Origin of the sequence: Bacteroides sp. AM44-19, assembly GCF_003603395.1 — a bacterium.
In the GTDB taxonomy this organism is placed as follows: Bacteria; Bacteroidota; Bacteroidia; order Bacteroidales; family Bacteroidaceae; genus Bacteroides; species Bacteroides uniformis.
Window position 1 is genome coordinate 110,853 of sequence record NZ_QTNB01000001.1, and the last position, 13,006, is coordinate 123,858.

Below are 13,006 nucleotides of genomic sequence, written 5' to 3' on the forward strand. Positions count from 1 at the left end.
TTATCATGAGAAGTTTACGAACATGAGACTCCAAAAAGTAATGTAGCAAGTTTACCCTCTTTGAAAACAATTACCTTATTAATGAATAGGCATACATAAACTATCAACAAAGATATGAGAGGAGCTATCACAAAATCAAACGACCAAAAGTAATCACTACTAAAAGAAATCCATCGGACAAGTATTGTTTCAAGAATAAGCGATTGTATGACATACACACCTAATGTATATTGTCCCAGTTTAGCTAAATTTAGCAAGTAGACATTACGTAACCCGGTAAACAATAGAAAAAATAGCGTGATAAAAAAAGACGATCCTAGCAGCCCTATAAATAACTGAAAATACCTCTTCAAAATAACCTTCATTAAAAAAAGAGCATTATCCATTAAGGACAATGTACCTGAAAAAAGAGCTTCTCGGATACCCTGATCCCTAACCCAAAAATTAGGTGAAAAAGATACATATAAAGAAAATACCATAAATAACAACCCCGATATCACTAACACAAGGCACTTGTATTTCAAGATCCATGACAAATATTTAAAAATACATATCCCGAAAAGAAAACAAGGATACATAATAAATACATTCCAAATCAATATCACTTGACTAAGTAAAAGAGTCAATACAACCCACATAACCCGATTGCGTTGGGATTTAAACGCTATAAATCCCAAAATACCACAAACAAACACACTTTTCAAAAACCATAAAGAATTGATTGCGAATGATTTTATCGTATATATTTGCAAGTCACCTCCTAAAATAACGATAACGGCAAATATAATCAAACTCCATGACAGACAAGGCAAAAGGACCTGCCTGCCACGTTTCATAAAATAATCTTTAAAAGATGCTCGAAAAGAATTCCTTGCAAACAATCCGGACAAAGTCATGAATAATGGCATGTGAAAAGAGGTAATCCATAGAAACATAGGATTATATCTGGTATCTACCTCCAAAAGATGTTGCATACAATGACCATATACCACTAAAAATATAGCAAACAACTTTAACAAATCCCAAGCCGCTATCCGAGTCGGACGAGCAGTCTGATTCACTTGATTCATCTTAATACATTTTTAAGCCATTGAGTAAAACCAGATAAAGAGGCTTCTATCTCAAAACGGGAATTATAATGACTTATATTCATACGCGATAATGAAAAATCTGAAGCTTCCGAATTATACTCATTCATCACGGCAAGTGTGAAAACAGATTGGCTACATTCTTTCATAACACCGGGAGTTACATCTCGTCTATGTCCGAAAGGATAAGCATATAAATTTGTATTAAACAAGCGTTCCATATATTCTGAACATTCCTTGAAGTCCTCTCGTAACTCCCATTCGTCAAGCATCGACAATATATCATGCCTTACAGAATGACCTCCTATCTTATGGCCTTTCCTTTTCAATTCCAAGATTTCTTCCGATGTCAGTCCCTTAAAGCGGAGAGCAAAATATGCCTTATCAATAGGTAAGTCTCTGAAAGGATATATATCTTCCAACATCCCTAATATGGAAACCTTATCATATTTTTCATACAATGTATTGATTAACGAAGAAAATTCTTGTTGCCTGCTTAACGTATCCCCAATTCTTACTTTGCGATTTACAATTCTATATTCTCCTTCGGGTACATAAGCGAACCATGCCATTATTTGGTCTATCCACAAAGGCATAAAAGAATCGACATTTACGATTGGTATAAAAAAATAAGCTTTATTTGCACTTTTCGCCAACACCTCATCCGCTATCAATGCTGCCCGATACCCATCATCAAAAGTTATAACGGCTGATTCCGGCTCCCCTAATTCGGTTGTTACTTTTAATCGCTTATTAACAATAGCCATCATCCATTCAAATCTAGAACGGGATGTACAAACTATCTTCTGCTCAAAACTAGTATTTACATAGTCATCCGGTATGATATGATGAAAAACAAGAATACGTTGTTTTCTGCGATTTATCCAGTAAAAGAAAAGGATTATACCAAGATAATATGCAACAAAATACAATAATAAGAGTACTTTTTTCCGCATATTCACTTTAATATTCTTGTTATACATCTAAATATTTTGTTAAACAAATAATAGAAATAAGGCATTTTGTCTTTTTTATTCCAATATAAAAAGCAATCAACATGTAAGTAATCCTTAAACCACTTAAAATAAGAATATCCATATTTTATAGGAATCATTATATCTGAAAATTCTCTCATCATTATAAAATCATGATTTATATATTTAGGAAGAGAAGATAATATCAATTGATTATCGGTCATAGCCAAATACCATTGGTAAGGCAAATTGACTCCTCCATAAGTGGGCAAATATCCATTACCATCATTTCTAAGATTAATTTCTAAAAAGTAAGCTTCTCTATCAGACAAAAGGAATTCAACACTAAATAAACCACTATATCCCATACGATTAATATATTCATACACCTTATCGACTTGAATATACTCCTCTATATTCTTTGTGACTCTACCTAATCCTGTAGTACCAAAGTATCTTGGATACTCTCTTATCTTATCCATCAAGCAGGGAATCACAGTAGTTCCCTTTCCATCACTCCAACCCAAAAGTATGACCTCCGTTTTTTTGAAGATAAACTCTTGTATTTGTACAATGTCACAATATTTACTTAACTCATTAATAGACTCCAACAAAGAACGCTCAGATTGATGTATAGTATAATTTTTAGGACTACTAGAGCTATCTATTGCTTTTACGATACAAGGATAAATAAGCTCTTGGGGCAAATTTACTTCTTCTGAACAATCCACAACCCAACTTTGAGGAGTATTCAACCCTATACTTTGAGCAAGAGTACGCATAAATTCTTTATTCAAACATTCCTCTAATGTCCACTTTCGATCTATAATAGCAGGTAATATAAATTTATCCTTCATTTTTTCAAAATTTACACCAAGAATTTTAACCTCACTATCATATGTCGGAAATATTAATGGCTTGCATTCTTCTTCATTAAATGCACTTAAAATGACACCTAAACCATCATGAACGTTATCCACTATCCATACTTTTTTTATGTATCTACTTTTCGCAACAAAAGGATACAAGCCATTGGAGTTCACTAACACTAAGTATGAGAACAGACCTATTTCTCCCAAACTACGAATAAGTCCTAAAGTATTATGATGATTTTCTCCAAATACAATAATTTTAGGACTTCCTATTTCATTATCAAGACACATTTTATTATCTATTGTTTATTACAAAATCAATTTTATTTTTACTCTCTTTTATAAAGTTTCTATTCCAAACCAAGAATAGAGAGAAAAAAAGCAGGAATGATAACATTCTCAAGAACCATGTATCTAAAAATAAGATACTAACAGCAGTTCCCAACAAAAACACTATTTGCAATAGATAATCATATTTTCCATCAAGACATACAAATTTATCAGACTTCATGGTTCTCAAATATAATATAACAAAATGTGCAATCAGTAATGACACAGTAGCCCCCATGATTCCATATCGAGGTATTAACAAAAAGTTCATTCCTAAGCAAACAAAACCTCCCCAAAGGCTGGTGGTAAGGAAATAGCGTGTATTCTTTGTTGCCATAAACATAGTTCCCACAAAAGTAGAGAGTGATGAAAAAACTGCTGCCAGTCCTAAAAATGGAATATATCTCCAAGCATCAAGATAAGACTCGTCCGCAAAAAACTTGATTAGCCAATAGCTAGATAGGCAAAGGAAGAAACCGACCAATAATAATAAAACAAAACACAGTCTCAGGATACGGTTATAAAATAACCGGAAATCGGGCTTCTTAAATTCTTCTAACACGGAAATCTGCCATGAAAGAAAAAAAGTATTGAACACCATTGTTATAATCGACGGAAATCGATTGGATACCGCAAAAATTCCAACGAAGTCTGTCGAATGGTAATATTCAAGAAATAATCTATTCGATGTACCTAATATCCACCAAAGTGTAGCATTAGGTATCATAGGAATCGAATAAGACAACATTTCTTTTATCGTTGATATAGATATTGATTTATACGATAAATAAGTATGTATATGTATAGAAACTACTGTGTATAAAGAAGAAATAATAAAACCGGTCAATTGAGAAATAATGTAACCGTCCACACCCCACTTGGGTACTAATAATAACGAAGATATAGCCGTAACAAACGTTAAAATAATGCCTGATACTACAAATACAGACATACGGTCTATACTTCTTGAAAATTGTTGAAGATATAATTGTAAAAAGCTAAAAATCAACAAGACGTATATATATCCAGCATAAGAGCCAAATACCCCCCATTGAATATCTTCCACATATTTCAATAAATAATAGTAAACTGCTCCAAAAAGAATCAAAGAGAGCGAAACTACTGTCAGCCCTGAAGAAAAGAATGTTCGTTGTTTGTCTATGCTTTTACCCTGTGGAAACCTGAAAATAGCATCGGTTATACATAGGGTTACCACTCCCATTATCAATGAGACATAAGTGCCTACCAGATCAATATCTCCATAATTCTCTACAGAAAGCCATGCCGTATAAAAAGGCAGCATCAATATGGCTAATAACTTACTGCCTATGGAACCTATAAATACAAGTAAACTATTTTTCCCTAATCGCTTATATTTATTCATGCTCAATTACAATTCACTTCAACTATTTACACTATTGCAAAACATGATGCTAGAAAACAGTTTACGCAAACGAATTACATCTATTTATTTTAAGTAGAGCTTCGCTTTCCTTTACATATTATCGAAATTTCTATCTAAAAAACAAAAATAAGGAACCCAATACGAGCTATAACAAGTATTATCTTTATTCTTAACAAAAAATCATTTCTCCAATGGATATTATTCTTCAACAAAAAAAGAAAAAACTCAAAAACACAATCTGTTTTCCCTTCTATCCTTCTCCTATCTCCTCCACCAGCGACGCATGCACAAACGTCGTCGCCACCGCCATCACCCCCTCGATGTTCACCACCACCCTCCTGTCATGGCGCACACGCATAAACACCCCTTCCACTCCTTCGAAGATGCCGCCGGTGATGCGTACCCGTGTTCCTTGGGAGAGGTTCAGTTCGGTGGGTTCAAGATAGAGCACAGCCTGGTCGTAGGTGCCAGACACGGCGATGAAGCTGCGCATCTGTGAGTCCGGGATGACGATGGGCTGGCGGGTTTCGCGGTCCATGATATAGCGGATGGGGATGTTCATGCCCGGTTTGTTCTTTATTTCATCCATACGCTCGCGGGTGGAGCGGACGAAGACCAGGTTATGGACCGCAGGAACAAGCTTGCGCAGGCGGCGCTCTTTCCTCACGACATACTCATAGCGCATGGGTATATAGTTTTCAATGCCCGCTGCATCCAGGTAATCCTTGAAAAAAAGCTCTCGGCTATAGGTGACACGCACTGCATACCAGTGCATTTCTGCATTCTCGTTCACAAAAAAATATGATTGGGGGACACCGGAGTAGCGAAGTACCTCCCGGTCAAGTAATGTAATGCGGTTACTTTAAATAGGCTATATGCATTCATTTTATTTCAAAACCCTCCACCATCTCGGAAGGAAGGCGACGAAATAGTTATATTCAAGCTATCTTGCGATAAGCCGTTATCAACGAAACGTTTATGATGAAAGAAATGTTTTATAACACGTTCCGTTTAATGAACGCAAAGGTAACGTCAAGAAATGAAAGTACAAAATATTCTGATTGATAAAATGATAATCTTTTTTAATGCAGACATCATCACACTATATATCAAAGAATTACGCCTATTAGGTAAGATACACGCGCACACGCGTCATTTCTTATCTTTTTAAAGAAAGGGTGTGTTACATATATAACCATAGGTTCCGGTACCTCACCCTATACATACAGACTACACACACGCTTCACTAGTTCACGGAGAGGGGCACCACAGATTACACAGATTGGCACAGAGGAGCACAGAGAAGAATTCTTCGCTACGTTCTGAGTGACGGATACTCACGGAAACAAAAGGATGATACGCACGGACATACACAAAAGTGATACGCACAGAAACTACAAAAATCCGTGCCAATCCGTGTAATACATAGTGCACAGACTTCTCTTTTTTATTAATTTTGCACCCGATTCGTTAACTTAATATAAAATTAGATTTTCAAATTGTAATTATGAGAACAAAAAAACGCCAATTAGCGTGATGCAAATCAAAGGGAGGGATTACCAAGTGCTGTACACCAAAGAGAGCAAAGAGGTGCAAGTGGCCATCGACCTGCTTTCTATGGTAGAACACAAGTCGTTAACCGTGGAATACAAGGAGCGGAAGGCTTTCCTGACACCCTTCATCCCGCTGCTGATAAATCCCCAAAAGGAACACGGACTGAAGGGTGTAAGCCCCTTCGCCAAGTTGCTGCATCTGCTTGTAAACTTTATGGACGCGGACGGAAGTGGCAATACGCTGAACCCCGATTGTATTGAGGATGAGATATATAAGCTCTTCAATGAGCTATATCCCAAGGAGTAAAACGGACCAAGGAATTCAAATTGTAAAAAAACGGCTATCCCACTGCGGATGGCCGTTTTTGCTTCCTAAGGAAATAAGCGGCATCTTTGCGCCGCCAATAAGGCAAACTTAATACAAGTAGAATGGAAAACATTCCAGTGACCACCTACCGTGGTTTCAGCGCCGTCAGCGGGGAGACAACCTTCACGCAGGACATGGCTGACATAAGAAACGGCAAGCATGCCAAGTTAATCATCAAAATCGCCAGCCTCGTGGCGCAGGGAAAGGTGGAGGAAGCCAACCACGTCAAGAAGCAGCTTCCCTTCAGGACCCTCACGGCCAACTACCGGGAAAGAAGGCTCGCACCGAGCATCACCCGCTACAACCCCGTCATCACGCTCGACATCGACGACCTGGAAGAGAGACAGTTGGAGCAGACCCGGACCCTCATCAACGAAGACCCGCACACCCTGGGCAGTTTCCTCTCCCCCAAAAGGCACGGCTACAAGCTGTTCGTCTTCATGCAGACGGAATACGCCCGGCGTCTGTATGACCGTCTCCGGCAGGGCGAGGTGACCTACGCCACGCTCGAGGAGATACACCTGAAGCTGTACAGCGCCGCCAAAGAGCACTACGAGGCCCTTCTCGGAGTAGAGGTGGACGGAAGCGGAAAGGACATTTCGCGGGGATACTTCATGTCCTTCGACCCGCATGCCTATATCAATGCCGCACTGCTGGAACAGATTTCCCCGTTGCCGGCACGCATCATCCCGCCTGCGAAGAAGGAAAGCGGCAAGAAGAGGACGGCTGCCGAAACGGTACACCCCCTCCCCGCCTCCGTTGCCGCCACGCCGCAGGACGCAAAGCCTTGGGAGAAGCTGATATTCTCCCAAGCCGTGACTGCCGTGAAGCGCACCACCAGGTTCCGGGCAGGCAACCGCGACAACTTCCTCTTCGCCCTGGGCAACAAATGCTACAGCAAGGGCCTGGACGAGCAGACAGCCATCAGACTGGCGAAAAACGAGTTCGGGCAAGAGTATCCCGACGTGGAATCTCCCCTGCACAATGCCTACATCTATACCGACAAAACCAGCGAAGCCGCCACAAAGAAGGAAGAGAAAAAGCCCGTCATCAACCAAGTGATGAGCTTTCTGGAAGAGCACTACGGCATCCGCAGGAACCTCATCCTGGACCGCCTCGAATTCATGCCCTACACCCCGTCGGCAGATGCCGGAAAAGGTTACCGCCCCATGCGCGGAAAGGACTACAACACCATGTTCGTAGACCTGCAGATGGCCGGCATCTCCTGCTACCAGAATTTCCTCAGAGCCGTGATAGACTCCAACTACGCCAAGGAGTTCAACCCCTACACCGACTATCTGTACGCGCTTCCCCCCTGGGACGGGACGGACTACATCGCCCGGCTGGCCGACACCCTGACGACCGAGAACCGGGAGCTATGGCAGAAGGGCTTCAAACGGTGGATAGTGGGCCTGGTGGCCTGCGCACTGAGCGACGAGGACATGAACCAGCTCGTCATCATCCTCTACAGCGAGCAGGGAAAGGGAAAGAGCAGCTGGATTCGGCGCCTGCTGCCGCCCGAGTGGAAAGAGTACTTCTACAACGGCATAATAGACCCGAGCAACAAGGACGATGCCCGCCTGCTCGCCACGCGAATCATCATCAACATGGAGGAGTTCGAAGGCGTGAAGCCCGGCGAGCTGGCAGCATTGAAGCGAATCATCGCGCAGGACAACGTGACGCAGCGCAAGGCCTACGACATCGAAGCCTTCACCCTGCCCCGCCACTGCTCCTTCATCGCGAGCACCAACAACCGGCAGTGCCTGCAGGACATCGGTGGAAACCGGCGTTTCCTCCCCATCACCGTCACCGGCATAGACTACCACACCCCGGTGAACCATCCCGGCATCTACGCCCAGGCGCTCGCCTTGCTGAAAGACGGTTTCAGATACTGGTACGAGGGCGAGGAGATAGAACAGCTGAACAAGCACAACGAACGGCACCGCATGAAAGACCCCGTGGAGGAGAACCTCTTCGTCTTCTTCCGCAAACCGCTGCCCGAGGACCTGCAGGTAAAATGGCTCCCTGCCAGCGTCATACTGACCAAGCTCAGCATATTCGGGAAGGTGCAGGTGAACCCGCACACCCAGCTGGTACTGGTGCAGGCACTGGAAAAGTACGGATTCGGTACACGGACCAACGAGCAGGAGACGACCGAATATGAAGTAGTGGACATCCAGCTATATCAGTAACCGGTATTCGAGGAGAAGAGAGAAGCCCCGTAACATATATTGTTGTGCATGACAACATATATTGTTACGGGGCTTTACATATATTGGCGTTTTCCTTACAAGGCTTCCCTATTTCCGGCCGACATCCTGTCAGGGTTCTCCCAGATACTTCACCAGCACTTTCACTTCCAGCGGAGTGAAGGTGCGCCGGTATTTGTTGTAGCCCACCTTCTCCAGCTCACCCTTCAGCGCCTTGTTGTGGCGTATCCATGCCGCCAGGGTATAGATGGCATTGCTGATGCAGTAAGTCGGGTTGTAGAGCATGGCAAGCTCCTCCTTCGAATAGGCGTGGATGCGGAACGGACGAAGGTCTTCCTCCTCCTCTTCCCTCTTTTCTTTTTCTGTTTTCATTCCTTATGTTATTGGTTGATTATTACACCATAAAGATACTGAATATCAGCGATATGACCAAGCATATACAGACATAAACGGGCATCGGACGAAGAACTTTTCCTGAACAGAAAGGAAACGGGAAAGAGACGGCGTAACCCGAAGAAAGCCATGAGCAGAAAAAGCCGGAGGAGTACTTTTGCAGCACCCCTCTTCCCCCCCCTAAAGGAGAAAGAGAAGAGTATTGCAATACGGGACTTTAATTTCTAATTGTTAATTTTTAATTATTTAATTGTTTATGGGAGTACCATTCAAGAAAATTGCGAGGAAAGATCCTCGAAAGGCAGATGCGGTGGCAAAGTTCTACCCGCAGCTGGTGACACTGGGCGACAATGCGACGCTGGACGACATTGCGTATGTGATGAAAGAGAAGAGTTCGCTGACACTGGGAGACATCCAGAGTGTATTGACCAATTTTGTGGAGGCCATGATAACAACCCTCTACAGCGGCCAGTCGGTGAATATCAAGAACTTCGGCGTATTCAGCCTGTCGGCGCGTACGGCAGGCGTATTGGATGTAAAGGAGTGCACCGCCAAGAACATCAAAGCGGTGAAAATCAATTTCCGGCCTTCCAGCACCGTAAGACCGGACATCGCCGCCACGCGTGCCGGGCAGAAGATTGACTTCTACGACCTGGAAGCTTTGCTGAACAAGGGAGACGGTGAAGGAGGAAGCTCCGGCGGCGGTTCCGGCTCGGGAGACGGAGGCGGTTCGGACGGAGACCAGGGCGAAAATCCGTTGGGATAAGTATGACTGATTTTACTACCGATTCGTATGTTCAACTTTTAAAACGTATATAGCATGAAAAAAAGTATCTGGGATAAAATTCTGAAAGTCGTGATTGCAGTAGCCTCCGCTATCTTAGGAGCATTGGGAGCCAATGCGATGAACGTGAGCATTTAAGTCGCCGGAAAGAAAGGACGGCAGGAAGAGGAAACCCCGAAAAAGGTTTCCTCTTTTTCTTCCCTCTCTATACAGCGCAGGATACGCCAGTCGCAGCTACGCACCCAATAGCGGAAAGCCATGTTCGGACGGAAATGCTCCGAGAAGTCCAGCAGACGTTCCAAATCGAACTCCTCGGAGATGACACCGGCACCGCACAGACATGACTTCAAGAGAATTTATGGAATGAATACGTAAAAAGGATAATTCGGTCGGCATATGATGCCGGAATATCAGACAAATTCCTCGACCATATACATATCACTGACAAAATCGTCAACAATCTGTTCCAGGTTTTCGCAGGCTTCGTCAGGCGTTTCACCGTAGGCGCTGCACAACACATTATTCATAAAATAAGCGTAAAAACCACCGCCGGCTGCCGCCTCTACGGTATAGTCATTTCTGTTCAGTTTCATATTCGGGCCTCCTTTCTTTTTTTACGCTGCAAAAATGAGGGAAAGTTGTTACGAGAAGATGTGAAGGAGGTTACAATAGTATGTAGATTGGTTGGCTTTGATGCAGTGGAAAATAAATGGATTGAATATTAGGAGTTTTCATTTATTCAGTTTACCTTTGATTAAAAATAAAAGCAATGGGTAAAATTAAACCATATAAAGAGCAGGACTCTCCCAAACAAACGGCACAAGAACCGATGATGGCAACTTATCATCAATCAGCCATACCGATGGACGACTTTATCAACAGTATTCCCCGAGATGCTTTGGCTGAAGCCCTTCTATTTGCCTTAGAAGAGAATAAAGCAGGACACTGTATATCAAACTCCCAAATAGAGAGTATGATAAATGAACGCATGGGATGGAAATAGTCTGGTCTAAGTTGGCTTATGAGCACTTTTTAGAGATACTTATTTATGTAGAGAATAATTTTGGCATGTTGACGGCACAGAAAACACGTCAAAAGATACAAGACAAAGTAAATCTTTTAGCAAAACATCCGTATATAGGAATTATAGACAGTGATTTTTCTACTCTATTTAACAACATTACTGTCCGTCATTTAAAACTTTCCCCTAACGTGATATATTATTGATTGATGAGAATAGGATTGTCATTGCAGCAATGCTTCATTCAAAACAATCTCCGGAAACTGTACGCAAAACAATCTCAGAATTTCTGAAGCAATATAAATAGCTGTTCATCAATTCATGATGAGAGATAACTCTATAAATTTAAAACCGAGAGGACGTATCAAGATATACAATCACCCCGGATTACGCGGATTGACACAGATAAAAGTTTCTGATTATCAGAACTCCTAAAATCATCTGTGTTAATCCGCGTAATCCGGGGTGGGTATTATTAATAGGAACGTGCGAAAATCACGCGGCAGGCAGAAGGCTTGCCGGTAACCATACACTTGCCCGGTTCCTTGTCACCCGGAACAAATGAATCGAAAGGAATGCAACGGATGGTTGCTTTGGTCTCTTCCTTGATTTTCTCTTCGGTTTCGGTAGTCCCGTCCCAATGAGCCAGAATGAAGCCGCCTTCTTCAATCTTTTCCTTGAATTCCTCGTAGCTGTCCACGCTGGTGATGCGGCTGTTGCGGTAATCGAGCGCTTTCTTGTAGACATTTGCCTGAATGTCCTCGAGCAAATCCTTCACGTACTCTTCGATACCCTCGCAGGAACGCGTCTCCTTCTCCAGTGTATCGCGACGCATGATTTCCATTGTATTGTTCTCCAAGTCGCGGCCACCCATCACCAGACGAACGGGAACACCCTTCACCTCATAGTCGGCAAACTTGAAGCCCGGACGTTTGTTGTCGGCATTGTCGTACTTCACGGAAATACCCATTGACTTCAGCTTGGCAACAATGCCTGCCACTTTCTCGTCAATCTTAGCCAGCATCTCCGCATTCTTGTAGATAGGTACGATGACTACTTGTATCGGAGCCAGGTGCGGAGGAAGTACCAGACCGTTGTCATCGGAATGCGTCATGATAAGCGCTCCCATCAGACGGGTGGAAACACCCCAGGAAGTAGCCCAAACATACTCCAGCTTGTTCTCCTTATTGACGAACTGCACATCGAACGCCTTGGCGAAGTTCTGTCCCAAGAAGTGGGAAGTACCGCTCTGCAAAGCCTTTCCGTCCTGCATCATCGCTTCGATGGTGTAGGTGTTGAGGGCACCGGCAAAACGCTCGTTGGCAGACTTCACGCCCTTTACCACGGGCACCGCCATGTATTTTTCGGCAAACTCGGCATATACATTCAGCATCTTTACCGCTTCCTCTTCGGCTTCCTCGCGGGTGGCATGTGCCGTGTGTCCTTCCTGCCAGAGGAATTCGGCGGTACGGAGGAACAGACGGGTACGCATTTCCCAACGGAACACGTTTGCCCACTGGTTGCACAAGATAGGCAGGTCGCGGTATGAATTAATCCAGTTCTTGTAGGTGTTCCAGATGATGGTTTCGGAAGTGGGGCGGATAATCAGCTCTTCTTCCAGTTTTGCAGCAGGGTCCACCACCACACCGCCGCCATTCGGATCGTTCTTCAAACGATAGTGCGTCACGACGGCACACTCTTTGGCAAAGCCTTCCACATGTTCCGCTTCACGGCTGAGGAATGATTTCGGAATAAGCAAGGGGAAATAAGCGTTGACGTGTCCCGTTTCCTTGAACATATCGTCCAACTGACGTTGCATCTTCTCCCAGATAGCGTATCCGTAGGGCTTGATCACCATACAGCCGCGTACAGCCGATTGTTCTGCCAAATCGGCTTTTACCACCAACTCGTTGTACCACTGAGAATAGTTCTCACTACGTTTGGTAAGGTCTTTCAATTCTACTGCCATTCTATTTCGTTTTTTAAAGTTTTCGTTGATTTCTCTAAAC

The 13,006-nt window shown here is 43.1% G+C and carries 15 protein-coding genes; 6 read left to right on the plus strand and 9 right to left on the minus strand.

Annotated elements, in window-relative coordinates; translation table 11 throughout:
- Nucleotides 1-14 precede the first annotated feature (14 nt).
- The 5 genes from DW947_RS22070 to DW947_RS00620 form a co-directional block, all read right to left on the minus strand.
- Nucleotides 15-1,070 carry an acyltransferase family protein gene (locus DW947_RS22070; protein ID WP_118132102.1) on the minus strand — a complete coding sequence of 352 codons (1,056 nt, stop codon included), beginning with the start codon at nt 1,068-1,070 and terminating at the stop codon, nt 15-17.
- Nucleotides 1,067-2,071 carry a polysaccharide deacetylase family protein gene (locus DW947_RS00605; protein WP_118132187.1) on the minus strand — a complete coding sequence of 335 codons (1,005 nt, stop codon included), beginning with the start codon at nt 2,069-2,071 and terminating at the stop codon, nt 1,067-1,069. The genes DW947_RS22070 and DW947_RS00605 overlap by 4 nt, the downstream gene beginning before the upstream one ends.
- Nucleotides 2,047-3,225, minus strand: a complete 1,179-nt coding sequence (locus tag DW947_RS00610) for an ATP-grasp domain-containing protein (protein ID WP_119958409.1) — start codon at nt 3,223-3,225, stop codon at nt 2,047-2,049. Before DW947_RS00610 ends, DW947_RS00605 begins: the two co-directional genes overlap by 25 nt.
- 4 nt (nt 3,226-3,229) lie before the next feature.
- On the minus strand, nt 3,230-4,648 hold the full coding sequence (locus DW947_RS00615) for a lipopolysaccharide biosynthesis protein (RefSeq protein WP_119958410.1): 1,419 nt from the start codon (nt 4,646-4,648) through the stop codon (nt 3,230-3,232).
- Nucleotides 4,649-4,919: 271 nt separating this feature from the next.
- Nucleotides 4,920-5,444 carry a UpxY family transcription antiterminator gene (locus tag DW947_RS00620; protein ID WP_119958411.1) on the minus strand — a complete coding sequence of 175 codons (525 nt, stop codon included), beginning with the start codon at nt 5,442-5,444 and terminating at the stop codon, nt 4,920-4,922.
- A 761-nt stretch (nt 5,445-6,205) separates the two neighbouring features.
- Here DW947_RS00620 and DW947_RS00630 point away from each other — a divergent pair.
- Both DW947_RS00630 and DW947_RS00635 read left to right on the plus strand, forming a co-directional pair.
- Nucleotides 6,206-6,529: a hypothetical protein gene (locus tag DW947_RS00630; protein ID WP_005829213.1), complete on the plus strand. Its 324-nt coding sequence runs from the start codon at nt 6,206-6,208 to the stop codon at nt 6,527-6,529.
- 122 nt (nt 6,530-6,651) lie between these two features.
- Complete coding sequence (locus tag DW947_RS00635; RefSeq protein ID WP_119958412.1) at nt 6,652-8,781, plus strand: VapE domain-containing protein; 2,130 nt, start codon at nt 6,652-6,654, stop codon at nt 8,779-8,781.
- Nucleotides 8,782-8,910: 129 nt separating this feature from the next.
- Here DW947_RS00635 and DW947_RS00640 read toward each other — a convergent pair whose 3' ends face one another.
- A complete protein-coding gene (locus tag DW947_RS00640) occupies nt 8,911-9,171 on the minus strand; it encodes a DUF4248 domain-containing protein (protein ID WP_005829216.1) in 261 nt (86 codons plus the stop codon).
- 277 nt (nt 9,172-9,448) lie between these two features.
- Here DW947_RS00640 and DW947_RS00645 point away from each other — a divergent pair, with 277 nt between their 5' ends.
- Together DW947_RS00645 and DW947_RS21470 are read left to right on the plus strand one after the other, a co-directional pair.
- The gene (locus DW947_RS00645; RefSeq protein ID WP_008663501.1) at nt 9,449-9,958 is read left to right on the plus strand and encodes an HU family DNA-binding protein; all 510 of its coding nucleotides are present in this window, start codon (nt 9,449-9,451) and stop codon (nt 9,956-9,958) included.
- 54 nt (nt 9,959-10,012) lie between these two features.
- Nucleotides 10,013-10,114, plus strand: a complete 102-nt coding sequence (locus DW947_RS21470; protein ID WP_005829220.1) for a smalltalk protein — start codon at nt 10,013-10,015, stop codon at nt 10,112-10,114.
- Here DW947_RS21470 and DW947_RS00650 read toward each other — a convergent pair.
- A complete protein-coding gene (locus tag DW947_RS00650) occupies nt 10,111-10,326 on the minus strand; it encodes a hypothetical protein (RefSeq protein WP_044468509.1) in 216 nt (71 codons plus the stop codon). The two genes, DW947_RS21470 and DW947_RS00650, sit on opposite strands and share 4 nt — an antisense overlap.
- Nucleotides 10,327-10,386: 60 nt before the next feature.
- Nucleotides 10,387-10,569, minus strand: a complete 183-nt coding sequence (locus DW947_RS00655) for a hypothetical protein (RefSeq protein ID WP_005829223.1) — start codon at nt 10,567-10,569, stop codon at nt 10,387-10,389.
- Nucleotides 10,570-10,745: 176 nt separating this feature from the next.
- Between DW947_RS00655 and DW947_RS00660 the strand changes: the two genes are divergently transcribed.
- Nucleotides 10,746-10,979 carry a hypothetical protein gene (locus DW947_RS00660; RefSeq protein ID WP_008663499.1) on the plus strand — a complete coding sequence of 78 codons (234 nt, stop codon included), beginning with the start codon at nt 10,746-10,748 and terminating at the stop codon, nt 10,977-10,979.
- Nucleotides 10,970-11,203, plus strand: a complete 234-nt coding sequence (locus tag DW947_RS22075; protein ID WP_229095583.1) for a type II toxin-antitoxin system RelE/ParE family toxin — start codon at nt 10,970-10,972, stop codon at nt 11,201-11,203. The genes DW947_RS00660 and DW947_RS22075 overlap by 10 nt, the downstream gene beginning before the upstream one ends.
- 269 nt (nt 11,204-11,472) lie before the next feature.
- On the opposite strand, the gene proS is transcribed toward DW947_RS22075, so the two are convergent.
- Nucleotides 11,473-12,966: a proline--tRNA ligase gene (gene proS, locus DW947_RS00670; RefSeq protein ID WP_005829226.1), complete on the minus strand. Its 1,494-nt coding sequence runs from the start codon at nt 12,964-12,966 to the stop codon at nt 11,473-11,475.
- Nucleotides 12,967-13,006: the final 40 nt, after the last annotated feature.